This is a genomic window from Lactiplantibacillus argentoratensis (genome assembly GCF_037290055.1).
Lineage (GTDB): Bacteria > Bacillota > Bacilli > Lactobacillales > Lactobacillaceae > Lactiplantibacillus > Lactiplantibacillus plantarum.
Window position 1 is genome coordinate 715,007 of record NZ_CP147647.1, and the last position, 24,776, is coordinate 739,782.

Here is a 24,776-nt window from a genome sequence, read left to right on the forward strand (position 1 = left end):
ATGAAAAGCTTTACATGGATTAAAAAATGGAGGTTTAGCGATTTTGACAACGAAACGGATCTTTGTGATCACGGGACCAACTGGGAGTGGTAAGACCACTGTCAGTCATTACTTGCGGTCACAATACCAAATTCCTCAGGTGATTACTCATACGACCCGGGCACCCCGGGAAGGTGAAGTCAGTGGGCGCGATTATTATTTTGAAACACCGGCCAGTTTTGCTACGAAACATTACCTAGAACACGTGACCTATAGTGGCAATCAATACGGCTCTTCACGAGAAGGGCTAGCGGCCGCTTGGGAACGCTCACCACTGATCAGTATCGTCCTAGATACGGCGGGAGCGATCACCTATGCGCGGGAGTTAGGCGAACAAGCGGTTGTGATTTATCTCGAAGTCGCTGATCAAGAGGCGCTAATTCAACGTTTGACCAAGCGTGGGGATCTGCCCAGCCGAATTCAAAAACGAGTCGCAAGTGATGAGTACTTGCGTGACCAAGCGTTGCCGGCGGGATTAGTCGGACACGCGCACGTTATTGTGAATGATGACTGGCAAGTGACGCAGCGCCAGCTAGATGAGTTGGTGACTGAGTATTGTCAGACTAATGCTGTGACGAAGGATTAGCACTGACACATAGATGGGCAACGTAATTCACTTTTACACCTGAGTATGCTAAACTAAATAGTAATGATTATGATTTAGCAGAGTCCTGGTCAGTAGGAGGCAGCAACACTATGGAAACACCCATTGAACAAGCCGTCGCAATTTTACGCCGTAATCAGTTTAAAATTACGAAGCAACGGCAGGCATTATTAGATTATCTGGTGACCTATCAGGACCACTATGTGGCAATTTCGGCCGTTGATGAGCACATGCGAACCTTATTTGCAGGAATGAGTCACAATACCATTTATCGCAATATTAAAGAGTTTGAAACGTTAGGATTATTGGAATTGAAGGCCCAGGCTAATCAAACCCTGGTTAAATATCAATGTGATTTCAAGCATCAACACCATCACCATTTTGTTTGTTCAGACTGTGGTAAGGTGACGGAACTGCAAGCGTGTCCGTTAGACGAGTATGAAGCACAATTACCGGGTTGTACGATTACGGGTCACCGCATCGAGATTTACGGTCTATGTGCCAATTGCACGAAAAAGCAGGCAATTAATAGCTGACGGGGAGGGATATACTCCTACCAAGGTAGACAAGCAAATAATTAAAGCTTGTCTATTGAGGAAGGAGTATTTTTATGGGCCAAAAAGGTTCGAGGTACAGTCTGGAAGAGAAACTCTTTTATATTGGATTGGTAAGAGATGGTGTATCAGCCACGTCAATCCATAGGGAGTACGGTGTTCATCACTCACAAGTGGCACAGTGGATCATGCGATATGATGACGGTGGGCCAGAAGCACTGAGTGGTCGTCGATATCAACACGCGTACTCAGAAGCGCTTATGCTTGAGGTGGTCCAAGCATACCTAGCAGGCGGCACTTCATATCCACAACTAGCCAGAAAATATGGTATTCCAAATCATTCCATTATCTATCAGTGGGTTAACCGGTATACTAGTGGTAAACCACTCAAAGCCACTAGGAGGCCCTCCCCAATGAAAGACGGTAGGAAAACCAATCAGATTGAACGAATCGAAATTGCACAATGGACCATTGCCAATGAAATGAACTACGGTGCCGCGACCACTCACTTCAATGTGTCTTATGGTCAAGTGTATGCCTGGGTCAAGAAATTCAAGCAAGGCGGCCCCGACGCACTCGCAGATCGTCGAGGTAAAGCTAAAGAAGATAACGGTAAATTGACTGAATCAGAACTTAAAGATCTTGAAATCAAACGCCTTAAAGCACGGCTAGAACGTGTCTCTACGGAGGTCGCGATATTAAAAAAACTCCAAGAGTTCGAAAGGATAGATGCACTTCAGAAGAAAAATATCAAACCGTTCAAACGCTCTCACAAAAAATGAATCCCGACACTAAGCGACCGTATGGCATCAGCTTTATGTGTAACTATGTCGGAATCTCTCGTGCCGCATACTACAAGTGGACTCACCGTGCAGTAACCGCTCATGAGCTTGAGAATGACGTGATATTAAACTACATTATTGCGCGTGAAGAAGCCCAAAACTACATTTACGGCGTCCGTACTATGACAATGTACATCAACACGGAGACACCTTACCATGTAAGCCAAGGCCGAGTTCGGCGTATCATGCGTAATCACGGTATCTACTCGTCAATTCGAGTGGCCAAACGCGACCGCAAGGCAGAAAAGAAGGAATATATTCTCGCCAACAAATTACTCTGTGAAGATGGTAGTCATGACTTTACCCCTGAACGGCCGAATATTACCTGGGTGACCGATTGTAGTGAGTTACGATATGGCACAAAGATGGCGCAACGCCTGCGCTTAAGTGCCGTTAAAGATCTTTATGACGGTAGTATTATCGCATGGCAAATTGCAAGTACTGAGACGACCCAGCTTGTGGTCGATACGATGAAGCAAGCTCTAAAAACAACTCATGGTGTCAAACCTGAGATTTTACACTCTGATCAGGGATCGGCCTACACATCAGGTGCATACAACACGTTACTAGCTGGAGAAGGTATCGTGCACAGTATGTCTCGTCCTGGAACCCCAGGAGACAACAGTCCGATGGAAAGCTTCTGGAGCCAATTTAAGACCGAGGAGTTGGCATTCAAGCAACCACTCTCCGAAATAGAGCTCATTAACATCATCAAGAAGTACATCAATTGGCATAACACAGCAAGACGTCAATTGACACTAAACGGCATGACCCCGGAAGAATACCGGAATCATGCCGTTCAAGAAAGTGCATAAGATTTTAATTGTTTAATTGTCTACTTGACACGGAGCAGCTCCGAGTCGGCTTTTTTGTTGGCCTTGTTTGAGTAAAGAGTTTCTTAATTTGTGATAGAATTAGTGCATTCCGAACACGAGCATGGTTTAATTATAGATTAGAAAGAATAACGGCAAAGCCTCAGAAGGGAATGACATCGATGGCTTATCGAACACCACCATTTATTTCACCATTTGCAATTGTTTCAATTGTCCTTGCACTGGGGGCAACTAACGTGGTCGTTAATAAGACAACCCATACTGTCAATGGCGCCAAGGCCACTAGCAGTGTGGTCAAAAGTTCATCAGCTAGTTCCGCAAGTCTGAAAAAGAAAGCGGCTGATGATAGTAGCGATGAGAATAAATCCAAAGACAAATCCAGTTCAGATACATCTAATGATGAACAGAATAGTAGTTCCAGTAGTAGTACTGACGAGAATGATACGGACAGCAGCAGTGCTAACAAGACCAGTAGCGCATCAAGCTCAGCCGATGATACGAGTTCCAGTACCACTGATACTAGTGCCACTGATAACAGTAGTTCCACGACTGATACGAGTGACGATGATGATGATAGTGCTACTACCGAGTCATCAAGTACGACCGCGTCAAGTTCGGCAACGACAACGTCACAGTCGACAACGGACACCACTACTAGCGACGGGGGCGAATAACGAATGTTTAGTATTTTAGATATGATCAATCACGCCTTGGGCTACGTTAATGTCAATGTAAAGATTAAGAATCAGATCTATATCGGCATTGGGATTGCGGGGAACTTATACCTGGGCTACGTGGCGATTCGCTTGATGCAAAACGGCGCGTGGTTACGGGGTATCTTATACATGCTCGTCTTCGTGGCGTTGATTTATTTTATTACGTTAAACGTTATTTATTACTTTACTAATAAAACTGCGAAGTATGATTTATCACCGCGGATTGAAAAATTATTGGGTGGTAAACCTAAAGAAGCGTTAGCAGCTGAAAAACAAGCGCAACAGAGTCAGCAACAACCATACATTCCTGCGAACGGTATTTTTGATGGGCAGGAATTGTTGCCCGCCACGGTGAAGACTTCACGTGCTGAACAGGAGAATGTGCATCAAATCGTTGATCAACTACAAGCGGCGAACATTGTTCGATTAGATTACGGTGGCTTAACTGATGATGCCATCATTCAGCAGGCGCAGGCAACGGGTGAACCCGTTTATGCGATTGGGCAAGGCATTCAAATTCCTTTTTCGCAGTTAAAGTTGGAGAATCACCGGCTAGTTATTTACGCCGGAATCAATCAGATGGACCAATCCCCGGTTGGGCATATTACTAAGGTCGGCTTGACCGATGTTCATGATGCGCATGAGGATTATAAGTTGTACTTGGCCTCCACGGTAATCACAGGTGGTATGAGCAAGATTGCGGGCCGAACGTCGGCTATCGAGCAACCGGGCGATTACCAGGTAACCGCGCAGGTTGCGTATGAGGGAAGAGAAGATTAAGAGTGCTTCCAAAGGCGGTTAGTTTGTGAGCATTAACGGTAAAACGGTGATCATCCTGGTTTTGGATGATGACCGTTTTATTGTTAAGCGGAGCAAACTGCCTTTGGAAGCACGTTTCGGTAGCCAAATTGAATCTAAACACAAAACAACCGTTTTGAGCAGTGACTCGAAACGGTTGTTTTGTCGGTATAGCTATTTAAAAAGCGTCAAAATGTCTAATGGTTTTTGGAAGCGGTGGGCCACTTCTTGATGGTCGGCGTTGGGATCCATCCCCCAGACAGCCAGTCCGAAATCAACGTTAGCGGCCTTGGCAGTTTGTTCGTCACTGACGGAATCCCCGATGAAGAGTGCGTTTTGCGGAGCAACGTTGACTTTTTCGAGGGCCGTGAGTAGGGGTAGGGGATCTGGTTTGCGTTTAGGCGTATCGTCCGCACTGATTGTGACAGCCATCCGCATCATGAACGGATATGACCGCATCCCACTTTCTAATTCGTTTCGTCGTTGGGAAGTCACGATACCAAGTCTTAGTTCAGATGGCAACTGTTCAAAGAGGCTGGTAATGCCTGGATAAAGTTCGATCTGATCATAATGGCTGGCCATGACATCTTCGTATTGGGCCTGAAAGTGGTCAAACTCACTGGCTTCGATCCCCAATTCAGCCATTGCTTGTTCAGCGGCCATGGGAAAAGTCTTCTGCGCTAGCGTAGGACTAAATGGTTTGCCATAAGTAGCAAGTACCTCACGCATAACCGTCGTGTAAGCTGGTTGGCTATTAGTCAGCGTGCCGTCAATATCAAACATTAATGCTTGGTAAGTCATATAATCGTTCCTTCCAAAGTAGATTTAACTCCAGTATAGCAAATTCGTCCTTGACAGTGGTTAGGACAACCATTATAGTTAGATTAACAATTGATGAGGAGCTAATGATATGTCATTACCGTTAAATTCATTAAAATCTAGAACTAGCTTTTACTTTTGGTATTTTCGCTAGTGTTTGTGCCGGCTGCATAGGTGCAAACACGAATCCGATGTTTGCATCGATGCGGTTGCCAAGAGCATTTTGTGATTTAACGGCGCCCATGGATGTTTGAAAATTCCAAGGGTGGCTAATAAGTTTGTTTCTGCGTGGTGGCGCACCCTTTGGAATTTCAAGGGGTGCGCTTTTTTGACCCCATTCCAGTCCGCTTCCACCAACAAGCTCAGCCAAACTTGGGAGGAATCTTTATGTCAATTAATTCAGAAACACTTGTTAGCCATATGAATCATGAAATTGCGGCGATTCAGCCGTCCGATATTTTGGCGTTCAACGCTGAAATCGCGAATATTCCGGGGATCGTCCGTTTGACCCTCGGTGAACCAGACTTTAATACACCGGAGCACATCAAACAGGCTGCTATCAAGAGTATTGAAGCGGATGAAAGCCACTACGCACCGTCGAACGGGACGCTGGCACTGCGGACGGCTGCCGCTGAGTTCTTGGCCACTAAGTATGATGTCCATTATGATCCCGCTAGTGAAGTGATCATCACAGCTGGTGCGACTGGGGGCATTTATACGGCGTTGAGTTCGATCCTCAACCCGGGGGATGAAGTTCTGATTCCAACCCCGATCTTTCCACTGTACATTGCAATTGTTAAATTAGCTGGTGCGACGCCGGTCTTCATGGATACTTCAGATAATGGCTTCGTGTTATCGCCTGACCAGTTACAAACGACGTTAGCAGCTCATCCTAAGACAAAAGCGGTGGTGCTTAACTTCCCTTCAAATCCAACCGGTGTGACTTACCGGCATGACGATTTGAAGGCCCTAGCCGCGGTGCTAGCTGACCAACCGATTTTCGTTTTGTCTGATGAAATTTATAGCGAATTGACATATGGTGAGCGTCACGAATCCATCGCCAATTATTTACCGGCACAAACTATTTTACTTAACGGGGTCTCAAAGTCGCATGCGATGACGGGCTGGCGGATTGGTATTATGTGTGCGCCGAAAGCGATCACAGCGCAATTGGGTAAGATTCATCAATTCACTGTCACCTCAACGACGACCAATGCCCAGGCGGCCGCGACGGAAGCGTTAAAAAATGGGTTAGATGATGCTCAAGTAATGAAACGTGAGTACCAAGAACGACGGGACTATTTGTACGACGCCCTTAATGAACTTGGGTTCCAATCAGCAAAGCCTGAAGGGGCCTTCTACTTATTCAGTAAGATTCCAGCCGGATTACCACAAGATAGTATGGCATTTTGCCGTGAGTTGGCCCATGAAGCGCGTGTCGCTCTGATTCCAGGTAGCTCATTTGGCCCTGGTGGTGAAGGCTATGTTCGAATTAGTTACGCGGCTTCGATGAGCGACCTTAAGACGGCGGTCACACGGATCAAGACATATGTTGCCAGCAAGAAGCAGGGGGCTTAAAGATGAAAATATTAATGTATAGTGTTCGTGACGATGAGCAGGATGCGATTCAAGCGTGGGCTGCGGCTCATCAAGTTCAAGTAGATACGAATGACCTGGAATTTCACCCGGAAACCGCCGACCTGGTCAAGGGTTATGACGGTTTGGTCATCCAACAGCGTAGCCCCATTGGTGGCGATGCTAGCTTATATCAATCACTAGCTGCGGCCGGGTTAAAACAATTAACGAGTCGTACGGCCGGCGTGGATACAATCGATATTCCGGCCGCCAAAGCCGCTGGTCTCGTGGTGACGAATGTCCCAGCCTATTCACCTAATTCAGTTGCTGAGATGTCAGTGGCCCAGACCATGCGCTTGATTCGCAACCTAGAAATGTTTGACCAACGAATCGGCCAACAGAATTTCCAGTGGGCGGGACTGCAAGCACGAGAAATCCGGTCATTAACCGTTGGTATTATTGGAGCGGGACGTATTGGTGGTACGGCTGCTCGACTCTTCCACGGGTTAGGCGCCAAGGTGATTGCCTATGACGTGGTACGCCATCCCGAACTTGAAGACGTTTTAACCTACGTTGACACTAAGGAAGACCTGTTACAACAGGCGGATGTCGTTGATTTACACGTGGACTTGAATGAGACGTCGGCTGGGTTGATTGATGCGGCAGCTTTGAAGTTGATGAAATCAGATGCCTATATTATCAACGCCTCCCGCGGCCCGGTGATCGTTACTGATGATCTTGTGGCAGCACTAAAGGCCGGTGAGATTGCGGGTTGCGCACTTGATACGGTTGAGGGTGAAAATGCGTTATTCAATCAAAATCATCAGGGTGAGGTGCTTCAAGATACTAACGTGGCACAATTAATGCAGATGCCCAATGTCATCATTACGCCGCACGTGGGCTTTTATACGAATCTGGCGGTCAAAAACATGGTCGATATTAGTTTGGATGACGTTTTAGCCATTCTGAACGGTAAACCGAGCGACCACGCCTTTTAATCATGAACCAGCTTAAAGTGTGCCGTTGCGACGACAATCAAGTGTCGCGCCGTTAAGTGGCAAACCACCACACGGTACGGCGACCTGCTAGCAATGCCCTGATTGTCAGCATCCGGCTAGAATAGTAGCCACTAAATAAGCCTTCCAGGTATTCACTTGGAAGGCTTATTTGTCCCTTGAATAGGTGCTTAGCTGCCGGGCTCGGCTAACCAGCCGTTATCTAACAACTGGTGATAGTGCTTGCCGATTGGAACCCATAGTTTGGCTTGCAGAATGCTACGGAGTTCATCCCAGAAAAGGGGATCGCGTTGTTCATTAGTGGATAAATTTAGTTTTAAGTAGGCGCCCGTCTCAGTCTTGGCAATTACAAAGGGATAAAAGACTTTGATGATCTGGGCTGCCATAATATTAGTCATATTCGCTGCTTGGTCAAGTAACATGTTATCGTCTCCCATGAAAATGCTGATGATTAATTTCTTAGTAGTTCTAGGTTAGCAATGAATATTAAAGAAATGATTGCGGAAGCGTTAACAAATCCTAAAGTTCAGTTAGTTGGAGCTACTAATTATGAAAATTAAGCGCCGGATGCTACGCCGGCTTTCAGTAGTGGTATGATTAGAAGCGGGTTAAAGCTTAATTATTGCAATAATAAAAGTTTTATTAATATCATTATCTAAAGCTTGTTTTAGCGTCTACTTTTCTCGATAAAAAGCGAATTATTATTGACATTGGACGAATAATGTTCAATATTGTCCCTGGTATTCAGTCATTTTGACTGAAATCAGGACGACAGTTTCTCACTATTTTATGGATATCGAACAATATTTGGCTACTTTTTGACAAAATTACTAATTATGTATTAAACTATTTAAATAGCATTAACGAAGAATAAGGATTTCTTAACTTTAATTATTAATGCGATAATTCTAGACCGTCAGTCAATAGGCTGATAGAGAAAGCGAAGGTGACTGCAATGTCAATGATCGAATTTCACGACGTCGAAAAGTATTATGGTGATTTTCACGCCCTTAAAAATATTAATTTAACGATTAATGAAGGTGAAAAAGTTGTTTTGATCGGACCATCTGGCTCAGGTAAGAGTACCTTGATTCGAACCGTCAATGGTTTGGAACGTGTCCAGTCTGGTCAATTGTTAGTCAATGGTTTTGATTTAGCCGACCGCAAAACGGATATGAATAAAATTCGCAAAAACGTTGGGATGGTCTTCCAACATTTTAATCTATACGCTAACAAGACGGTGCTTGAAAATATCATGATTGCACCCCGGTTAGTCTTGAAACGGCCGGAAGCTGAAAATAAAAAATTAGCGATGGACTTATTGGATAGTGTTGGTTTGGCCGACAAAGCGAATAGTCTACCAAGCCAATTATCTGGTGGTCAATCACAACGGATCGCGATTGCGCGTTCCTTAGCTATGAAGCCAAAGTGCCTCTTGTTTGATGAACCAACTTCAGCACTGGACCCTGAAATGATCGATGATGTGTTGAACGTGATGAAGAGCGTTGCTGAAGACTCCAGTATGACTATGTTAGTTGTGACTCACGAAATGGGATTTGCGCGTGAAGTGGCCGACCGGGTTATTTTCATGGCTGATGGGGAAATCTTGGAAGATGATGCCAAGGAAAAGTTCTTTGATGGTCAACCTACCAATGAACGGGCCCGTCAATTCTTAGGTAAAATCATTACACACTAAATTGTAGGGGAGGACCACGAATGAAGAAGCTGAAACGACTAATTGGCGCACTCGGCATGCTTGCCATGCTAGTGGTGGTCTTAACCGCTTGCGGTTCACGGCAATCATTATCAAAACAAGATGTCTTGACCAATGATAAAGCTAGCAAGACCATTACGTGGGGTGTTAAAGCTGATACGAAATTATTTGGGTTGATGGACGTTAAAGATAACCAAATCAAAGGGTTTGACGCCGATATTGCGACGGCACTAACGAAGCGGGTACTCGGCAAGAATGCGACTGCCAAGTTCGTCCAAGTCACAAGTCAAACACGGATTCCATTGTTGAAGAATGGGAACATTGATGCCATTATCGCCACGATGACCATCACGCCAGAACGTGAAAAACAGGTTGATTTTACGAATTCGTACTTTGATGCTGGTCAATCACTGCTGGTTAAAAAGGGCAGTGCGATTAAATCAGTTAAGGATTTGAATAAGTCGGGCACCAAGGTCCTGGGTGTGACTGGCGCAAACTCTGTTGAGAACATTAAGAAAGCAGCGCCTAAGGCTAAGGTGTTGGAATTATCCGACTATGCTCAGGCAATGACGGCGTTGAAATCTGGTCAAGGGGTCGCGTTGACTACTGATAACGGGATTCTTTACGGGATGGCGTCGCAAAACCCAGGGTACGAAGTGGTTGGGGGTACCTTCACGAAAGAACCATACGGGATCGCTGTTAATAAGGGTCAGGAACCGTTAAAAAAGGCTCTGAATAAAGCGCTCAAAGAAATTGAAGCGGACGGGACGTACAACCGCATCTTGAAGAAGTGGTTTGGTAACGTGGCCGGCTTCGACTATAAGGAGGCGTCACGCTAATGGGATACATTCTAACGCACTATTGGTCAGAGCTGATTCAAGGACTCGGATATACGTTGTTATCCAGTGTGATTGCTTTGGTATTCAGTACGATCATCGGAACAATGTTTGCTATCTTTGAAGTTTTGCCAAGTCGTACGATGCGCATCATTGGTCGAGTTTATATTGAAATTTTCCGGAACATTCCATTGTTAGTTATTGCGATGTTCTTCTACGTGATCATTCCAATGTATGTTGCCAAGATTGATGGTTTTACCGCGGGGACAATTGGGCTAACAATCTATACCTCGTCATTCATTGCGGAAACGGTTCGGGCCGGAATTCAATCTGTTGATCCTGGACAAATGGAAGGCGCCCGTGCTAATGGGATGACGTACTGGCAGGCAATGAGTAAAATTGTCTTACCACAGGCATTTAAAATCATCATTCCACCGTTGGGCAACCAGTTTATTAATCTGGTGAAGAACTCTTCTGTCCTAGCTTTCGTGGCTGGGTTCGACTTGATGTACCAAGCAAATTCAATTGCGTCACTATCGCTTGATACGATCAATAGCTACGTGGTCGTAGGGGTCTTTTACTTAATCATTACGTTGCCACTGAGTTATTACATGCGGCACTTAGAGAAAAAATTAGCAAACTAGAAGGGGGCGACGATTCATGCAAAACTTTATTCAAGCGTATTCGTGGATAAATATCCGGTTCTTGCTCGAAGGACTCTGGGTAACGGTGGAAGTGTCCGTCGTTTCCATCATTGCCAGTTTTATTATCGGTTCAGTCCTAGGGGTGCTTCGGTACGTCAAGATTAAATATTTATCGGCAGTGGTTGGGTTTGTTGTTGACATTATTCGAAACTTGCCATTGATCTTAATTATCTTCTTTACTTACTTTGGCTTGCCACACTTGGGATTCAAGCCTGGTATCATTTTCGCAGCCATCCTCGCTATGACGATTTTTGAATCGGCCATGTTAGCCGAAATCATTCGTTCAGGGATTTTGGCGGTTGATTATGGTCAGATGGAAGGCGCCCGGGCTAACGGGATGAGCTATGTACAAGCGTTATGGCACATTGTTTTTCCACAAGCAATCAAGAAGACGATCCCAACGATTGTGAGTCAATTTATCTCACTGATTAAGGATACGTCGCTGGCAACCATTATTGTCTTACCTGAATTATTAAACCATGCGCAAATTATTTATGGTCAGAACTCAGCGTATATTTTACCGATGTTCTTAATGATCGCAGTCATGTACTTCATTATTTGTTACGCCTTGTCAATTCTGTCACGTGTGTTGGATAAGAAGTTGGCGTAAAGGCTGGTAGATCAAATAAAGTCATTAACAAACGTCAGCCGTGTCGGAAAATCCGTCGTGGCTGACGTTTTTAAGTTAGTGGCGCTTGCTAAAAGGGCGTGGTTACTGAAGATACTTCGGTAACTACGCCCTTTTTATGAGCCAGCGAGAATTTAAATTAAGTGTTCTGATTTTGCTGCCGCTTCCAATAATAGATTGGGAACCCAACGGCTATGATGACTAGTGAAATCAGTACGCCGGATAAGTCCGAGCCAATTTCGCTGATAATCACGAACAGTGCGCCCAGAATTGCAATCAGCGGTGTGATTGGAAATCCCGGTGTCGAGAATGGTCGTTCAGCAGCCGGGTGGCGTTTTCTTAAAATAAAGACACCAACGAAGGTCGCCACGTAGAAGCAGTAGACGGTGAAGATGCAGAGGTCTGATAGGCGATCCGGATTGAAGAACAAGATCATAATGCTAGCATATACCAGGATGGCAATAGTAGCGGCGATCGGTTCGTGTGACTTTTTGTGCAAGTAACTGAGCTGTTTAGCAAATGGCAGCTGATTCTGAGCAGCCATGGCGTACACGATGCGGGGGAAGGTCATGATTTTGCCGTTTAAACAGCCCACCATCGAGATAATGATCCCGATGTTCAATAGGCGCCCGCCAATTGTGCCAAACGCTGCTTGGGCAAAGTATAGCGTCGTTTGTTGCCCAAGTTTGTGGATCGTTGCCGCGGGTACGAAGTGGAGAATCCCGTAGCTGACTAAGGTATACGCAATCAAGACCATGGAAATCCCTAAAATAATGGCTTGCGGCAATAACTTCTGCGGGTTTTTGATTTCGCCACCCAAGTTAGCGACTAGGATCCAGCCATCATAGGCAAATAGTGTTGCGAGGACGGCGACCCCAAAACTACCTGTTGATTGGGTAATTGTATGTAAAGACTGTCCCAGCGCATTCTGATTACCATAGAAGAGGCCAAAAATAATAATAGCCGCAATTGGTAACAGTTTGCCCAACGTGGTCGCGATTTGAAACGCGGCGCCCCACCGGTTTTCGAACATGTTGAGGATGCCAATCAAAACGATGACACCAATCGAAAGTGGTGCTTGCCAACTGGTCTGTAGATTGAAGAAACCGACGAGTAAAATGCCGAGATAAGCGCCTATTGAAGCGATGATAGCGGGACCGTAGACGGCGATTTGCATCCAACCGGAGAGAAAGCCCCACAACTTACCATAGATTTGTTCCATGTAGACATAGAGCCCGCCGGTGTGGGGCATTTGGGCACCGACCTCGGCGATTGTTAAGCCCGCGGTCAACGTAATCAGCCCACCTAGTAACCAAGCGAGTAACGCAGCGCTCGGTGAGCCGGCGCTTTCAAGAACTGAGGACTGTTTAAAGAAGATTCCTGACCCAATAACCGTACCAACGACGAGTGAAAGTGCTGACCAAAAACCGAGTGAACGGTTCAGGGTCGTTGCTTGTTTTGTTTCCTGCATTAACCTGAGATCCTCCCTTGAAACGGCCAAATTCTAAATGATTCACTTAGCATATCAGATATTAGTAGCACTGACAATCAAATATCGGGTGATATAGCTGATTTTTTGCTCTAAATCCGAACTAATAACAATATTTTAATAGTAAAGTTCGATAAAATGCAAAATAATCCGCGTCATTTGGTTGATGATTCAGGTTGGACACAAAATGGAATCAGGCGGTGTGGCGGTTTTGAATTAATTTATTTATCTTCTTAATATTAGCAGGGTTATTTAACGGGTCAGGTTAGTCATTAACTTAGTCATTAATTGAGTTAGTTGTGCCCACTCGGATTGATTGAGACCACCCTTAGCAGTCAATAAATCCGGCAAATCATTTAAAGCGATCCGTGTTGCGGTTCCCTGAGGTGTCAGAGTGAGTAAGACGCTTCGTTCGTCGTTGGGATTCCGGTGGCGTGTGATTAGACCAGCCTGGGTCATCCGCTGTAGCACGGGCGTCAGCGTTCCCGTACTTAAATTTAGCTGGGTGCTCAACGTTTTGACTGGGACGGCGTGCGGTGGCGTCGCGTAAAGTGCGACTAGGACTAGATATTGAGGATAAGTGAGTTGGTGTACGGTCAAAGTTGGTTGATAGAGACGTTGAATGGCGTGGACGGTCGTGTAGGTCGAAAAACAGACGTGGTCTTCAAGGGGGCGAATTGTGGGTGTTTTCATGATGATTACCACCTTTCATGTGATGAGTGTTTAGTGCGGCAACGTTCTTGATAATGGTTGTGCACAATCGATTGATTGGATTATAGCACATTCTGGCATTCTGTGGGTTCAGTTACGCTAGCAACGGGCGGACCCACTCAGCGGATGAATTGCGCGTACGACCGGTAAACTGCTGCGTGTGGGCTCGCTGGCAAGGACACCGTGGTCATAATTTTTGGTTCATTTGTCAAAAATACAGTATAATGCTACGAGTAGGTAAGAGAGTGGGGTTAGATTGATGGTAATTGCAATTGTGGTGTTGTTGATGCTGCTCAGCATCGGCTTATTTGGGTTGCTGTTAGCCGGTGCCAGACGGCAAGCAGCGCCATTTTTTGACCACAGTTTTGGTTTCGGTATGGTTATCGGGGCCGTGACGGATTTTCTTGACACACTTGGTATCGGAAGTTTCGTCGTGTCCACGGCAATTTTTCAAGCGAGCCATTATTTAAAGGATGAACGTAAGCTACCTGGAACTTTGAACACGATGCATGCGATTCCGACCGCGTTTGAGGCGTTTTTCTTTGTTACAGCAGTTGCGGTCGAGCCAGTGACACTGATTAGTTTAGTTTTAGCAGCAACGCTCGGCGCATTACTGGGTAGTGAAGTCATGACGAAGCTTAATCAGCGGTGGATTCAGTTAATCATGGCCGGTGCGTTAGTCATCACTGCTTTACTGATGGCAGCGAAGTTATTAGGTTGGATCAGTTTGCTGGGAGTTGCTAATCAGGCGACGGGACTATCCGGTTGGAAATTATTGGTCGGTATTGGTGGCAACTTTATCCTAGGGTTACTGATGTCAGCCGGAGTCGGACTGTACGCCCCGTGTATGGTAATGGTGTATTTTCTGGGATTGACCCCGATTGCCGCCTTCCCAATTATGATGCTGTCGTGCGCATTGTTGATGCCGATTTCGGCAGTGAATTTTATTCGCCATGACCGCGTCGATTATCGCGGCTTATTCGGCATTATTTTAGGCGGTATTATTGGTGTGGTGGTGGCAGCGACCTTAGTTAAGTCACTGTCCTTAACAGCCCTGAGTTGGTTGATCGTCTTAGTGAGCTGTTGGACGGCCTTTTCGTTATGGCGTGCCGCGCAACGTCGGAAAAATGCGTTATAGTCAACAGTATCAGTGGTTAGGCTAAATAAGCCTGGCCACTTTTTTTGTCATTGTTTAAGACGTTCATAAGCGAGATTAGGGGAAAAAAGCAGACGCTGGTTGACAACTTATACAGCTAGCTGTATAAATAAAAAGGCAGGTGATTAAGATGAATCATGATGAAATGGTGGCGCGGCAAGTTCTGATTTTAGCTCGTCAAATCAAGCGGCGTCGCAACCAACATTTGCGGACGGTGGGGCTAACGACTGAGCAAGCGGATGCTTTGACCTTTTTTACGGATCAGCCAGGTCGCACGGTAACCGCGTTTAAGACGTATCAGGAGATTACCCATCAGACGGCCAGGATGATCGTGCAACGCTTGCAGACGCGCGGATACGTCCAATTAGTGGTCAGTCCAACGGATGCACGTGCCAAGCAAGTGGTGGTGACCCAAAGTGGGCGTGCCAAACGCGAGCAGCTCCGTCAACATGGCTGGCAGACGAGTGCGCAAATGTTTGCCCATTTGGATGCCAAACAACAACAGGTGTTTTTAGACTTGTTACGACAAGTTAATCAGAATTTAGAGAGTGATGAGAATTGATGAAGACGCGTTTATATACGCCGGATGTAAAGTTAGTGTTAATGGCCAGTTTCTTCTTTTTAATGAGTCCAATGTTAATTAATCCCGTGATTGCAGGATTTGCGCACGGGATTGGTGCTAGTAGTGTGCTTGCCGGTACGATTGCTGGGTTGACGAATCTGACATCGCTAGTGCTCCGTCCACTGGCTGGGAATTTAACCGACCGGGTCTCTAAGTACCGTTTGACCTTCGTGGGGGGCTGCTTGTTGCTACTAGCTAGTTTAGGTTATAGTTTGACAACCAACGTGACGTTAATCATGTTATTGCGAATTTTGAATGGGTTGGGATACACCTTGTGTTCAGTCTGTATGGCGACCTGGATGGCTAGTTTATTGCCACCCGATCGAATTGGCTCTGGAATGGGCATTTATGGGCTAGCCAATGCGCTTGGAATGGCGTGCGGGCCGGCAATCAGTGTCTTCTTGTATCAACATTACAGTTACCAGAGTGTCTTTTGGTTAGCCGCGGGCTGTAGTTTACTGCTCGTCATCATGATTCAATTCGTCGGTGATCATGGTGAACCAATTGTGACGCCGCAAACGGCTACGACTAAGCATCATATTCGCATCGTACAACCACGAGTAATCCCCGTGGCCTTGATTTTGCTTTTATTTTCATTACCATATTTTGCCACCCAGACCTATATTGTTAGCTACGTCGCTGCACGGCATTTTCATGTGGCAGCGGGGGTATTTTTCCCGGTGTACGCGGGTATTTTATTAGTATTGCGACTTGTTCTTCGCGACTGGTTCGACCGGGTGCCATTTAAACGGTTCATCTGGTTATGCTTAATTTTTAATCTATTAGGATTGATTGGCTTAACTGACATGAACAATTGGGCGATGCTACTGCTGGGTGCAGCAGGACTGGCCGCCGGATACGGTTTGATGTTTTCAATTTGCCAAGCTAAAGCATTGATGCTCGTGCCGAAAGCTGATCATGGGCTAGCCAATAGTACGTTTTATATTGGTGTTGATCTCGGGATGTCACTTGGCCCCATCATTGGCGGGCTGATTAGCAGTCAATTACCAATGGCGTGGTTTTATCCCGTGATGATGGTGACGCTGCCATTGATTATCGTTGTTTACCTAGTCAGTCGTCGGCAGTTAGCTTAGCCACCAACATGCTGGAGAAGGTTGTTCTTGGTATACACATGATTATGAATTTTTTCAGTGGGGATATCAAAAAGTCACTTCAAGTTTACGACTGCCTGAAGTGACTTTTTATCTGCCTTTATATAAACATTTTGATGCCAAAATAAATAATAATAAGACCAAGAAATGGCGTTAATACGCGGTTGACCTTATCTAAATTTAAATGGCGAATCACGAGTGGTGTAATGATTGCGCCGATAATTGCGCCAATCATGAGGACCAATCCTGATTGCCAAGCAAAAGTACTGGTGAAGAGGTGGCCGATTAAACTGATTGTGGACATAACCGTTAACACGTAGGTGGCAGTACCAGCGGCTTCAACGGCCGTTAACCCAAGAATTGCTAACCCGGCAGCCGTGGTCGCACCACCGCTTAAGCCGCCAATGCCGACCATCAATCCACTTAAAAGGCCAAAGAAGGCAGCTTGCCAAGGTTGGTGACCGGCTGTAGTTTGTTTAGAATGGTGAACATACTTGATTAGTACCATCGCACCCATAATCAAAAAAATTGTCCCGACAATCCAGTTATACAGTTGTTGGGGAATAAATTGTGCGCTGAATGTCCCGACGATGATACCGGGAACGGCCGCAATGATCATTTGATTGCCAATCTTGAAATTGACATTTTTGATTTTCAACTGTGTTAGAAAACCAAAGAATAAGGCTGGTAAGGCGACGATTAGGGAGGTTGGTACGGCTACCGCGGTTGCAAGGCCTACTTGACTGGTTAAGACACCTAGGTATAGGGCAGCACCTCCGCCACCAATCAGACTAACGAAGATGCCGATTAGTAATCCGGATAAAAAGACAAACGTAGTGAATTCCCCCTTAGATTGTATAATTATACCTTAAACGGAGTACACTCCGTTTGTCAAGTGATGCGTAAAAGTGTATGGTGAACTTAAGTAAATAGGAGGGTGTGTCGAATGCGAAAGGATGCACAAATTAACCAACAGAAAATTTTGACTGCTGCGCGACAACTCTTTGCCGCGCGTTCAATCGAAACCGTTAGTATGAAAGATATTGCGACGGCCGCTGGTATCGGTCCCGGAACGTTGTATCGTCACTATGCCCATAAAAGTACACTATGTTTGGCATTGGTAACGGATCGAGTCGCAACTTTTATTAAAACCAATCAAGTCTACTTGACCACGACCTCGGTAGGTGCAGCGGCACGTTTTGATCATGTTATTGGGGAATATTTAGCGATTCGTGAGCACAACATGGCGTTATTAATGAATGTCGAGGCCGGTGAACCTGGTCGCCGTCAATTTTATCAGAGCGAACTTTATCAACAATTATGTGACCTATTAACGCAACTGGTTCGTGATTTGAAGCCAACGCTTTCGAAACCGGCATGTGAGTTTCAAGCTGATATGTTAATTGCCATGCTGAAGGGGACTAGTTATGCTTTTCAACGTCAATGGCGAGGACGGTCGCAGTCCGAACTATTGGCGCAATTGCACGCGTTAATGGTGACTGAATGATGTTCACTATTGGCACTAGTGGTTTGGCGATTAACAGAGTGGGTTGATTGTTAAATCAAAAAAGATGGTTCTAGGCGGTTAATCCTAGAGCCATCTTTTTGAATGAGTCGTTTAAGCAGGTGTCACCACGTATTTTTCATAACGTTGGGCATCGACAGTGTTGAGTTCGACTGTTAATTGGGTGCCATCAGCTAAGTAATCCGTTTTGAGAATGTTGGCGTGGTCATTCAAGTAAGCCACTACTTCACCATCATTGAACGGGATTAATAACGTTGTTGTCACGTAATTCTTAAAGACTTTGGCTTTGATCATACTGGTCAAAGCTTGTAGTGAGGCCTCATCACGCGCCGTATAGATGAGTTGATCATCTTGCTGGTTCGGGTAGTCGGCTTCGGTTAAATCAGCTTTATTGAAGGCATAAATCATCGGGACATCGTGCACACCGATTTCTTTGAGCGTCTTTTCAGTGGTCGCCATCATTTCCTTGTAATGGGGATCGGCGTAGTCGATGACTTGAATGAGTAAGTCAGCATTGGCAGCTTCGGCTAGCGTTGAACGGAAGGCGTTGATCAAGTTATGCGGCAAGTCGCTGACAAACCCGACTGTATCACTGAGCAGTAACTGCTTATTGTCAGGGAAGGTTAACTGACGAATACTTGTATCTAACGTTGCGAAAAGCATGTCTTTTTCGAAGACTTGCTTATCTTCACCCTTACCGAACAGTTTCACTAAACCATTCATAGTCGTTGATTTACCAGCGTTGGTATAACCGACTAAAGCGACGTTGGGGAGCCCAGCTTTATCGCGTTGTGAACGTCGCACTACTTCGTCCTTATTGAGTTCCTTAAGTTCGTGCTTCGCGTGACTGATCCGGTCTTGAATTGTCCGGCGATTTAATTCCAGTTGCGTTTCACCAGCACCACGGTTGGTAAAGCCCCCGCCACCACCAGCAGCGGCCCCAGCCTGTTGGTCAAGGCGATTGGAGATACTCGTTCGTAATCGGGGAAGTTGGTATTGTAATTGGGCAATCTTAACTTGCAATTTGGCTTCCTTACTCCGCGCACGGTTACCAAAAATTTCTAAGATCAGACCAGTACGGTCGATGATCTGAATGTCCGTTTGTTCCTCTAAGTTACGCACCTGACTAGGGGTCAGATCCGCGTTGATGACCATAATGTGCAAATCGTTGGCGGCTGCGACTTCTTTGATTTCGACAACTTTACCTTTGCCGAAGAAGGTGGCCGGGTTGGGCTTTTCCAATCCTTGGTCAATTCGCAGGGCCGCGTGCATATTATTGGCTGCAACGAGCGCTTCTAGCTCGGACATGGCGTAGTCGTAATTGGCGACCGTTTTAGACATGCCGGCAATGATGACTTCTTGTACTTTTTGAGCGTTGGTTTCAGACATACACTCACTCCTAACGTGTTATGATTGCATTAAGTATAACATGTCTAATCAAAATATTACGACTTCGGGTATTAGGGAGGAATCAAAAATGGGTTACGTGCTTGATTTGCGGCGGCGAGTTGGCCACCAACCGCTAGTAGTGGCTGGTGCGGCTTTAATGGCCCAAAATTCGATTGGTAAAATTGTCTTGATTTATCGAACCGATAATCACTGTTGGGGCTTGCCAGCTGGATCGACTGAACCGGGAGAGACGGTCCAGCAAACGGCGCGACGGGAATTGAAAGAAGAGACTGGGCTGACGGTGGGTGAGTTAACGCTGATCGATGTCTATAGTGGGCCCAAGATGCACTATCAGTATCCTAACGGCGACATTATTGACAGTGTCACCACGTTATATCGCGCCAATACAACGGGTGGTGAATTGATTCAAGCCACCGATGAGACGAGTACTGCGGCTTTCTTTGCTTTAGATGCTTTGCCGACACCGTTGACCCCACTGACAAAGTGGATGCTTTGCGGTGCGTAAGCTTGACCATGCCGATGAGGTTTGCTATAGTGGACTGAAATATTAAGATGAATTGTCACCGGACAACGTTAACCCAACTTCCTTAGGTCATTGTGGAAGTTGGGTGGACGTTGTCCTTTTTATTTTGAGGAGGAATTGAGAATGACGTGGATTTATTTAATTATTGCTGGATTATTTGAAGTGGTATGGGCTACGATGATGAAGTTAAGTAATGGGTTCAGTCACTTTGGCTATGCTGCGGCCACAGTCGTTGGCATGGTCTTGAGCTTTGGCTTCTTAGCATTAGCAACCAAACACTTACCGTTGAGTATTGCATATCCAATTTGGACCGGTATCGGTGCGGTCGGTGCGATAATTGTTGGCCTGGTTTTCTTCAAAGATACAATTGCACCCATCACGTGGATCTTCATAGCAATGCTGGTCATTGGTATTATTGGCATCAAAGTCACGAGCTAGGATTGGGTGGTTGTGTTAGTGGGTTTGTTGGTCGTCAGTGAAGCCGCCAACAGCTTCTCAATATTCTTATAAAAGAATGATTATAAGCGTGAAAGCGGTGTTATAATAATCATAGAAGTTAAATGAATATGTGGATTATTCTTAGACTTCTTCCGACCTGAGATAGACGCACTGTTGCCAAGACTTTACACAATTTTCCTGTTACACCCGGTCAACGCACTACCTCTCGGAGGGGCTTCTTAATTTCGTCAGTAATTCCGTGTATAGTCTTGGTTAAGTACAACAAATAGTGAAAGAAGTGACGTCTGATGATGATGTATCCGTATCTGAATTTAGGCCCCAGAGATGGCGTCTTGATAATTGCAGCTGCTATTATGTTAGCTTTAACGGTAGTTTTTAATTGGTCAGTCTGGGAACTTTTGTTTGCTGTTGTGGCAGTCGTAATTGCGTTCTTAGCAGGAAGCATGAAACCGTCTAAGAAGAACGTGCTGGCTTTTTTGAAAAAATAGGTTGAATTGGGGTAGCAATACTTGAATTCTTCAAATACGTCTTTAACCAGCAAAGTTTAAGGACATCATTGATAAGATAGCCGAGTTGGTTCTCTGTCAATGAATGTTGCGAATCGTTCTATGGGTGCTTAGCCGAGCAACGGCAAGCACCTTTTTTAATTCGAACGATTCAATAGCCCATGATTAAAATACAAATAGAAATCTCTGTCGCCGGTAATCACGTATTTAGTTAATGACCAACAACAGTTATTTCAGAGCCAATATAAAAACGCTCGCGACCAGTTAGTGGTTGCGAGCGTTTTGTTTGATGAGCAAAATTATAAGTGTTGATTGACTTTCACGTCAGCTAAGTCTTGCGCATAATCGACGACGCGAATTTGATCGCCATCGATGTCGATGCGAGTGACGCTCCCGTTTTTGGGGCCGTTCGTGATGTCGATTTCAGGAGCAAAATGTGCGACCATACTGCGGATTGTCGTGCCGTGGGTAACCACGAGGACTTTTTGATGGTGATCGTGGTGAGCTTTCAAGTAGTCAAAGCCCTGGTTGATCCGTTCCCAGTACATCGAGTTGTCTTCAGCTTCATGCCAAGGGTCGATTTCACGCATCAGGTCGCGAGTCTGATCGATAGGCACGTGTTCAAGAAGTTCGTGCATGCTGGTGACCCCGTATTGGCGGCCAACTAGTGACCAGGTCCGACTTGAATCGTCACCTTCGAAATAACCATAGAAAACTTCCCGAAAGTTCATCAGTGTTTTAAAGGGCTGGGCGGTGGCACCCGCCGCTTGTCGAATGAGCTGAGCGGTGTCGATTGCCCGCTTAGAATCACTACTGTAGTAGTAGTCAAAAGTCGTGTTCGCTAGTGCTTGACCGACCTTGGTTGCGGTGGCTTGTCCGTATTCGGTTAACGGCGAGTCAGACCAGCCTTGCATGCGATTATATAAGTTGAAAAAAGTCTGTCCGTGTCGAACAAAGTAAATTGAAAATTGAGCCATGTGTTTCTCCTTATTTAGTCGAGATGGTCTTTGCGGCCAAAGTAGTCTAACGTTACATCGTTGTCGCTAATTGTGAATTTCGTGACGCTCCCATTTTGGGGCCGTGCTGGTGAGGTCAGTGCGGCAAAACGAGCAGCAATACTGTAAATCGTATTGCCGTGGCTGACGACCAAAACTTTGTCCCCGTCGTGATGGTGAGCACGTAACGTATTGAGACCGCCATTGACCCGTTGCCAGAATTCGGCGTTATTTTCGGCGCGATGGAACGGGTCAGCTTCTTTACAGAAATCTTTGGCTTTTTCGATGCCGTATTGTTCAATAATTGCGGACAAACTAGGTGCTTGATGGGGCGCACCAACCATGAACCAGGTCTGCGACGTATCATCACCTTCAAAATAGCCATAAAAGGCTTCACGGAAGGCAGCCATTGGTTGAACCGTCAAATCGGTATTGCCACTGGCAGGAAGAATTAATTCTGCGGTGCGCATTGCCCGCGTCATGTCACTGGCGTAAACGGCATCGAAATCAATACCGTTGAGCATTTTGCCTGCATTGCGAGCGTCCTGTTCGCCGACAGCTGTGAGGGGGGAATCACACCAGCCCTGCATTCGGCGGTACTTGTTAAAGTAAGTTTGACCATGACGAATCATGTAAACGGAAAAAGTTGCCATTATTTACTCCTCTACTTGGTGTTCAAAACTAAGCCATAATGTGTTTAGTTTACCATAAAATGCACTGCGATTAATTAGCAGTTGCTAAGGCTTGTCGAATCTGAGCGGCCGTTTGCTTATTCCCGGTAAAGATTAAGCGGTCACCGTACATAATCGTCGTATTTCCATTGGGCGCGATCAGTTTCCGATTACGGATGACTTGACTAATGGTAATATCCTGGGCAAACTGTAAGTTCTTAATTTGAACATCAGTATAGAGATGGTTGAGGACCCGGACTTCGTAGATGCTGTTTTCAGTATCATTGAGCAATAACAAGGTTGACGGTGATTCAATCAAGGCGCGCAGTAAAGTAATGTTGGCCTCTGGTGTATTGTAGACTTCGACGCCGAGTTCTCGGAGTTCATCTTCATGTTCGTTAAGCACATTGCGGTCTTCAAACCGAACGATGATCCGCCGTACACCGTATGCTTTGGCGGCTTTAGCAAGCTCGTAGTTCCGCTCGGCATCAATATGGCCGAGTACCAAAATATCCGTGTCAAAGACGCCGTGATCCTGTAAGTCCTGGGCTGTGAAGTTTTCCATTAAGGTCACTGGCACTTGCGCGTGGTAGGTCTGATAATTCTCAGGATGATTCGTGTACATTGACACGTCGTACCAACCTTTTCGTAGCTGTTGTGCAACGGGTACGGTGCTTAAGTTAGCGCCGATAAAGTGGACCGCCGTTTTGACCAGGTCTTCTTTTTCAGCTGAATAAAACTTGTTAAAAATCAGGGGTGAGATGACACAAGTGAGTAGCGCTGCGAGTAAGAAAGCGCCGGACTGGTCACTAGTAATTGTCTTCATTGACTTGGCAACTCGAAGGACGGCTAATACCATTGTCATTGTCGTTGCAGTCAGCGCGGTACCGGCTAAAGCGTTGGCTTGCTTGAACCGTAACTTTAGGACCCAGTAGCCACCAATCTTGGCAACCATGTATGCTAAGAAAAATAGTGGAATTAATAGTAAGGTCTTGCCACTAGTTAATAAGGTCCGTAAGTTCAAATCGACGCCAGTCGTAATGAAGAAAATCGGGATGAAGAAGCCGTAACCAATCGCATCCAAGCGTTCGCGGGTCGTTTCACTAGGGTTCAAGAGTTTCAGGACGATTCCGGCCACAAAAGCGCCCAGGATGTTTTCAGCGCCGACGGATTCGGCCACCGTGACCATCGTTACAATCAAGAAGAAGGCTAACCGAATATCTAGTTGTGTCGTCGATTTATTAATATTTTGATAGAAGCGGAAGAATGGTTTGAATCGTAAGAGTAATAGTGCGGCGACGGCTAAAATGAGTAATAGTAACCAGAGACTTTGTGAGTTACTGCCGTAGACGGATGCATAGAGCGTCAGTCCCATCATCGGGACAAGTTCACCAAAGACCGAGATCAGCAGAATCGTTTGTCCGAAAGCCTTACTAAGCAATTCCTGTTCTTTTAAAGCCGCAATTACGATACCAAGTGAAATCGTGCCAAATAAAATCGCGGCAAGCCAGAAATCACTGAAGAGGCCGCTGACTTTAAAAGCAGCGGCAAGTAACAGCGATAGAACAACAATTGTGCTGTAGGCGTACACCGAAAGTCGAACTGGCGAATATTTCGGTGTGTTGACCGCGTTTTTTTGTTCTAAAGGTGTTAACGCCGTGCGCCGCTTCTTAAATAGGCTAAAGTCAATTTCAAGTCCACTTAAGAACAGCAGGACGATGACGCCAATCGTTGAGAGTTGAGAGATAAGGTCAGAGGTGTTCACAAAGTTAAACACGCTGGGGCCAATGACGATACCGACAATGATCTCCATGACGGCCGTTGGCAAACTGTTGATTTTGAATTTAGCCATGATAAGCGGAATTAATAATGCGGCTAATAAAATAATGACTAAGGAAACTTGATCCATGAATAAATAC

Annotated in this window: 28 protein-coding genes; 19 read left to right on the top strand and 9 right to left on the bottom strand. The window is 45.7% G+C overall.

Annotated features, from left to right (window positions below):
- The first annotated feature begins 43 nt into the window (after positions 1–43).
- The 6 genes from V7R88_RS03285 to V7R88_RS03310 all read left to right on the top strand — a co-directional run bounded on the left by V7R88_RS03285 (position 44) and on the right by V7R88_RS03310 (position 4,368).
- Positions 44–625: a guanylate kinase gene (locus V7R88_RS03285; protein ID WP_054398947.1), complete on the top strand. Its 582-nt coding sequence runs from the start codon at positions 44–46 to the stop codon at positions 623–625.
- Between the two features lie 110 nt (positions 626–735).
- Positions 736–1,179 carry a Fur family transcriptional regulator gene (locus V7R88_RS03290; RefSeq protein WP_214334661.1) on the top strand — a complete coding sequence of 148 codons (444 nt, stop codon included), beginning with the start codon at positions 736–738 and terminating at the stop codon, positions 1,177–1,179.
- A gap of 74 nt (positions 1,180–1,253) precedes the next feature.
- On the top strand, positions 1,254–1,979 hold the full coding sequence (locus V7R88_RS03295) for a helix-turn-helix domain-containing protein (protein WP_152707357.1): 726 nt from the start codon (positions 1,254–1,256) through the stop codon (positions 1,977–1,979).
- Entirely contained in the window at positions 1,976–2,854 is an 879-nt protein-coding gene (locus V7R88_RS03300; RefSeq protein WP_222848374.1) for an IS3 family transposase, read from the top strand. The genes V7R88_RS03295 and V7R88_RS03300 overlap by 4 nt, the downstream gene beginning before the upstream one ends.
- 179 nt (positions 2,855–3,033) lie before the next feature.
- Positions 3,034–3,546 (top strand): hypothetical protein, encoded by a 513-nt coding sequence (locus tag V7R88_RS03305; RefSeq protein WP_214334659.1) that lies wholly within the window; start codon positions 3,034–3,036, stop codon positions 3,544–3,546.
- Between the two features lie 3 nt (positions 3,547–3,549).
- Entirely contained in the window at positions 3,550–4,368 is an 819-nt protein-coding gene (locus V7R88_RS03310; RefSeq protein WP_214334658.1) for a DUF6681 family protein, read from the top strand.
- Between the two features lie 192 nt (positions 4,369–4,560).
- Here V7R88_RS03310 and V7R88_RS03315 read toward each other — a convergent pair whose 3' ends face one another.
- Positions 4,561–5,169: an HAD-IA family hydrolase gene (locus V7R88_RS03315; protein ID WP_338816435.1), complete on the bottom strand. Its 609-nt coding sequence runs from the start codon at positions 5,167–5,169 to the stop codon at positions 4,561–4,563.
- A 423-nt stretch (positions 5,170–5,592) separates the two neighbouring features.
- Between V7R88_RS03315 and V7R88_RS03320 the strand changes: the two genes are divergently transcribed.
- Both V7R88_RS03320 and V7R88_RS03325 read left to right on the top strand, forming a co-directional pair.
- Positions 5,593–6,783, top strand: coding sequence for an aminotransferase class I/II-fold pyridoxal phosphate-dependent enzyme (locus tag V7R88_RS03320; RefSeq protein WP_338816436.1), 1,191 nt, complete (start codon positions 5,593–5,595; stop codon positions 6,781–6,783).
- 2 nt (positions 6,784–6,785) lie between these two features.
- Positions 6,786–7,778 (top strand): D-2-hydroxyacid dehydrogenase, encoded by a 993-nt coding sequence (locus V7R88_RS03325; RefSeq protein ID WP_214334655.1) that lies wholly within the window; start codon positions 6,786–6,788, stop codon positions 7,776–7,778.
- A 188-nt stretch (positions 7,779–7,966) separates the two neighbouring features.
- Here the strand turns inward: V7R88_RS03325 and V7R88_RS03330 are convergent, their stop codons facing one another.
- Positions 7,967–8,218: a hypothetical protein gene (locus V7R88_RS03330; protein WP_214334654.1), complete on the bottom strand. Its 252-nt coding sequence runs from the start codon at positions 8,216–8,218 to the stop codon at positions 7,967–7,969.
- 533 nt (positions 8,219–8,751) lie between these two features.
- On the opposite strand from V7R88_RS03330, the gene V7R88_RS03335 reads away from it, so the two are divergent.
- From V7R88_RS03335 to V7R88_RS03350, 4 genes are read left to right on the top strand one after another with little or no spacing between them, the layout of a single operon-like run.
- Positions 8,752–9,492 (top strand): amino acid ABC transporter ATP-binding protein, encoded by a 741-nt coding sequence (locus V7R88_RS03335; protein WP_063724841.1) that lies wholly within the window; start codon positions 8,752–8,754, stop codon positions 9,490–9,492.
- 20 nt (positions 9,493–9,512) lie between these two features.
- Positions 9,513–10,349 (top strand): transporter substrate-binding domain-containing protein, encoded by an 837-nt coding sequence (locus tag V7R88_RS03340; RefSeq protein WP_214334653.1) that lies wholly within the window; start codon positions 9,513–9,515, stop codon positions 10,347–10,349.
- A complete protein-coding gene (locus V7R88_RS03345) occupies positions 10,349–10,990 on the top strand; it encodes an amino acid ABC transporter permease (protein WP_003644017.1) in 642 nt (213 codons plus the stop codon). The genes V7R88_RS03340 and V7R88_RS03345 overlap by 1 nt, the downstream gene beginning before the upstream one ends.
- Before the next feature lie 16 nt (positions 10,991–11,006).
- Positions 11,007–11,660 (top strand): amino acid ABC transporter permease, encoded by a 654-nt coding sequence (locus tag V7R88_RS03350; protein WP_003641128.1) that lies wholly within the window; start codon positions 11,007–11,009, stop codon positions 11,658–11,660.
- A gap of 157 nt (positions 11,661–11,817) precedes the next feature.
- On the opposite strand, the gene V7R88_RS03355 is transcribed toward V7R88_RS03350, so the two are convergent.
- Both V7R88_RS03355 and V7R88_RS03360 read right to left on the bottom strand, forming a co-directional pair.
- The gene (locus V7R88_RS03355) at positions 11,818–13,149 is read right to left on the bottom strand and encodes an APC family permease (RefSeq protein WP_114648308.1); all 1,332 of its coding nucleotides are present in this window, start codon (positions 13,147–13,149) and stop codon (positions 11,818–11,820) included.
- Positions 13,150–13,419: 270 nt separating this feature from the next.
- Positions 13,420–13,860: a MarR family winged helix-turn-helix transcriptional regulator gene (locus V7R88_RS03360; RefSeq protein WP_063724845.1), complete on the bottom strand. Its 441-nt coding sequence runs from the start codon at positions 13,858–13,860 to the stop codon at positions 13,420–13,422.
- A 277-nt stretch (positions 13,861–14,137) separates the two neighbouring features.
- Between V7R88_RS03360 and V7R88_RS03365 the strand changes: the two genes are divergently transcribed.
- From V7R88_RS03365 to V7R88_RS03375, 3 genes are all read left to right on the top strand, one after another.
- On the top strand, positions 14,138–15,016 hold the full coding sequence (locus V7R88_RS03365) for a TSUP family transporter (RefSeq protein ID WP_063724846.1): 879 nt from the start codon (positions 14,138–14,140) through the stop codon (positions 15,014–15,016).
- 139 nt (positions 15,017–15,155) lie between these two features.
- A complete protein-coding gene (locus V7R88_RS03370; RefSeq protein ID WP_063724847.1) occupies positions 15,156–15,596 on the top strand; it encodes a MarR family winged helix-turn-helix transcriptional regulator in 441 nt (146 codons plus the stop codon).
- Complete coding sequence (locus V7R88_RS03375) at positions 15,596–16,750, top strand: MFS transporter (RefSeq protein WP_063731310.1); 1,155 nt, start codon at positions 15,596–15,598, stop codon at positions 16,748–16,750. The genes V7R88_RS03370 and V7R88_RS03375 overlap by 1 nt, the downstream gene beginning before the upstream one ends.
- Before the next feature lie 118 nt (positions 16,751–16,868).
- On the opposite strand, the gene V7R88_RS03380 is transcribed toward V7R88_RS03375, so the two are convergent.
- Positions 16,869–17,633, bottom strand: coding sequence for a sulfite exporter TauE/SafE family protein (locus V7R88_RS03380; protein WP_216491043.1), 765 nt, complete (start codon positions 17,631–17,633; stop codon positions 16,869–16,871).
- A gap of 81 nt (positions 17,634–17,714) precedes the next feature.
- On the opposite strand from V7R88_RS03380, the gene V7R88_RS03385 reads away from it, so the two are divergent.
- Positions 17,715–18,275 carry a TetR/AcrR family transcriptional regulator gene (locus tag V7R88_RS03385; protein ID WP_003641140.1) on the top strand — a complete coding sequence of 187 codons (561 nt, stop codon included), beginning with the start codon at positions 17,715–17,717 and terminating at the stop codon, positions 18,273–18,275.
- Between the two features lie 111 nt (positions 18,276–18,386).
- Here the strand turns inward: V7R88_RS03385 and hflX are convergent, their stop codons facing one another.
- Positions 18,387–19,682 carry a GTPase HflX gene (gene hflX / locus V7R88_RS03390; protein WP_003641141.1) on the bottom strand — a complete coding sequence of 432 codons (1,296 nt, stop codon included), beginning with the start codon at positions 19,680–19,682 and terminating at the stop codon, positions 18,387–18,389.
- Positions 19,683–19,770: 88 nt separating this feature from the next.
- On the opposite strand from hflX, the gene V7R88_RS03395 reads away from it, so the two are divergent.
- The 3 genes from V7R88_RS03395 to V7R88_RS03405 all read left to right on the top strand — a co-directional run bounded on the left by V7R88_RS03395 (position 19,771) and on the right by V7R88_RS03405 (position 21,173).
- Positions 19,771–20,208, top strand: coding sequence for an NUDIX hydrolase (locus V7R88_RS03395; protein WP_063731309.1), 438 nt, complete (start codon positions 19,771–19,773; stop codon positions 20,206–20,208).
- A 141-nt stretch (positions 20,209–20,349) separates the two neighbouring features.
- Positions 20,350–20,664 (top strand): DMT family transporter, encoded by a 315-nt coding sequence (locus V7R88_RS03400; protein WP_003641143.1) that lies wholly within the window; start codon positions 20,350–20,352, stop codon positions 20,662–20,664.
- A gap of 308 nt (positions 20,665–20,972) precedes the next feature.
- On the top strand, positions 20,973–21,173 hold the full coding sequence (locus V7R88_RS03405) for a hypothetical protein (protein ID WP_003641144.1): 201 nt from the start codon (positions 20,973–20,975) through the stop codon (positions 21,171–21,173).
- 317 nt (positions 21,174–21,490) lie between these two features.
- Here the strand turns inward: V7R88_RS03405 and V7R88_RS03410 are convergent, their stop codons facing one another.
- The 3 genes from V7R88_RS03410 to V7R88_RS03420 form a co-directional block, all read right to left on the bottom strand.
- Positions 21,491–22,168 (bottom strand): histidine phosphatase family protein, encoded by a 678-nt coding sequence (locus V7R88_RS03410; RefSeq protein WP_044429690.1) that lies wholly within the window; start codon positions 22,166–22,168, stop codon positions 21,491–21,493.
- 14 nt (positions 22,169–22,182) lie between these two features.
- Positions 22,183–22,839, bottom strand: coding sequence for a histidine phosphatase family protein (locus V7R88_RS03415; RefSeq protein ID WP_063724850.1), 657 nt, complete (start codon positions 22,837–22,839; stop codon positions 22,183–22,185).
- Positions 22,840–22,909: 70 nt separating this feature from the next.
- On the bottom strand, positions 22,910–24,766 hold the full coding sequence (locus tag V7R88_RS03420; RefSeq protein WP_214334647.1) for a cation:proton antiporter family protein: 1,857 nt from the start codon (positions 24,764–24,766) through the stop codon (positions 22,910–22,912).
- Positions 24,767–24,776: the final 10 nt, after the last annotated feature.

Coding starts and splice junctions, on each gene's coding strand:
- V7R88_RS03295 (WP_152707357.1), top strand. CDS start 1,254: ATGGGCCAAAAAGGTTCGAGGTACAGTCTGGAAGAGAAACTCTTTTAT.
- V7R88_RS03415 (WP_063724850.1), bottom strand. CDS start 22,839: ATGGCAACTTTTTCCGTTTACATGATTCGTCATGGTCAAACTTACTTT.
- V7R88_RS03305 (WP_214334659.1), top strand. CDS start 3,034: ATGGCTTATCGAACACCACCATTTATTTCACCATTTGCAATTGTTTCA.
- V7R88_RS03315 (WP_338816435.1), bottom strand. CDS start 5,169: ATGTTTGATATTGACGGCACGCTGACTAATAGCCAACCAGCTTACACG.
- hflX (WP_003641141.1), bottom strand. CDS start 19,682: ATGTCTGAAACCAACGCTCAAAAAGTACAAGAAGTCATCATTGCCGGC.
- V7R88_RS03335 (WP_063724841.1), top strand. CDS start 8,752: ATGTCAATGATCGAATTTCACGACGTCGAAAAGTATTATGGTGATTTT.
- V7R88_RS03325 (WP_214334655.1), top strand. CDS start 6,786: ATGAAAATATTAATGTATAGTGTTCGTGACGATGAGCAGGATGCGATT.
- V7R88_RS03345 (WP_003644017.1), top strand. CDS start 10,349: ATGGGATACATTCTAACGCACTATTGGTCAGAGCTGATTCAAGGACTC.
- V7R88_RS03420 (WP_214334647.1), bottom strand. CDS start 24,766: ATGGATCAAGTTTCCTTAGTCATTATTTTATTAGCCGCATTATTAATT.
- V7R88_RS03330 (WP_214334654.1), bottom strand. CDS start 8,218: ATGTTACTTGACCAAGCAGCGAATATGACTAATATTATGGCAGCCCAG.
- V7R88_RS03410 (WP_044429690.1), bottom strand. CDS start 22,168: ATGGCTCAATTTTCAATTTACTTTGTTCGACACGGACAGACTTTTTTC.
- V7R88_RS03375 (WP_063731310.1), top strand. CDS start 15,596: ATGAAGACGCGTTTATATACGCCGGATGTAAAGTTAGTGTTAATGGCC.
- V7R88_RS03405 (WP_003641144.1), top strand. CDS start 20,973: ATGATGATGTATCCGTATCTGAATTTAGGCCCCAGAGATGGCGTCTTG.
- V7R88_RS03395 (WP_063731309.1), top strand. CDS start 19,771: ATGGGTTACGTGCTTGATTTGCGGCGGCGAGTTGGCCACCAACCGCTA.
- V7R88_RS03350 (WP_003641128.1), top strand. CDS start 11,007: ATGCAAAACTTTATTCAAGCGTATTCGTGGATAAATATCCGGTTCTTG.
- V7R88_RS03310 (WP_214334658.1), top strand. CDS start 3,550: ATGTTTAGTATTTTAGATATGATCAATCACGCCTTGGGCTACGTTAAT.
- V7R88_RS03320 (WP_338816436.1), top strand. CDS start 5,593: ATGTCAATTAATTCAGAAACACTTGTTAGCCATATGAATCATGAAATT.
- V7R88_RS03340 (WP_214334653.1), top strand. CDS start 9,513: ATGAAGAAGCTGAAACGACTAATTGGCGCACTCGGCATGCTTGCCATG.
- V7R88_RS03400 (WP_003641143.1), top strand. CDS start 20,350: ATGACGTGGATTTATTTAATTATTGCTGGATTATTTGAAGTGGTATGG.
- V7R88_RS03360 (WP_063724845.1), bottom strand. CDS start 13,860: ATGAAAACACCCACAATTCGCCCCCTTGAAGACCACGTCTGTTTTTCG.
- V7R88_RS03290 (WP_214334661.1), top strand. CDS start 736: ATGGAAACACCCATTGAACAAGCCGTCGCAATTTTACGCCGTAATCAG.
- V7R88_RS03300 (WP_222848374.1), top strand. CDS start 1,976: ATGAATCCCGACACTAAGCGACCGTATGGCATCAGCTTTATGTGTAAC.
- V7R88_RS03355 (WP_114648308.1), bottom strand. CDS start 13,149: ATGCAGGAAACAAAACAAGCAACGACCCTGAACCGTTCACTCGGTTTT.
- V7R88_RS03385 (WP_003641140.1), top strand. CDS start 17,715: ATGCGAAAGGATGCACAAATTAACCAACAGAAAATTTTGACTGCTGCG.
- V7R88_RS03365 (WP_063724846.1), top strand. CDS start 14,138: ATGGTAATTGCAATTGTGGTGTTGTTGATGCTGCTCAGCATCGGCTTA.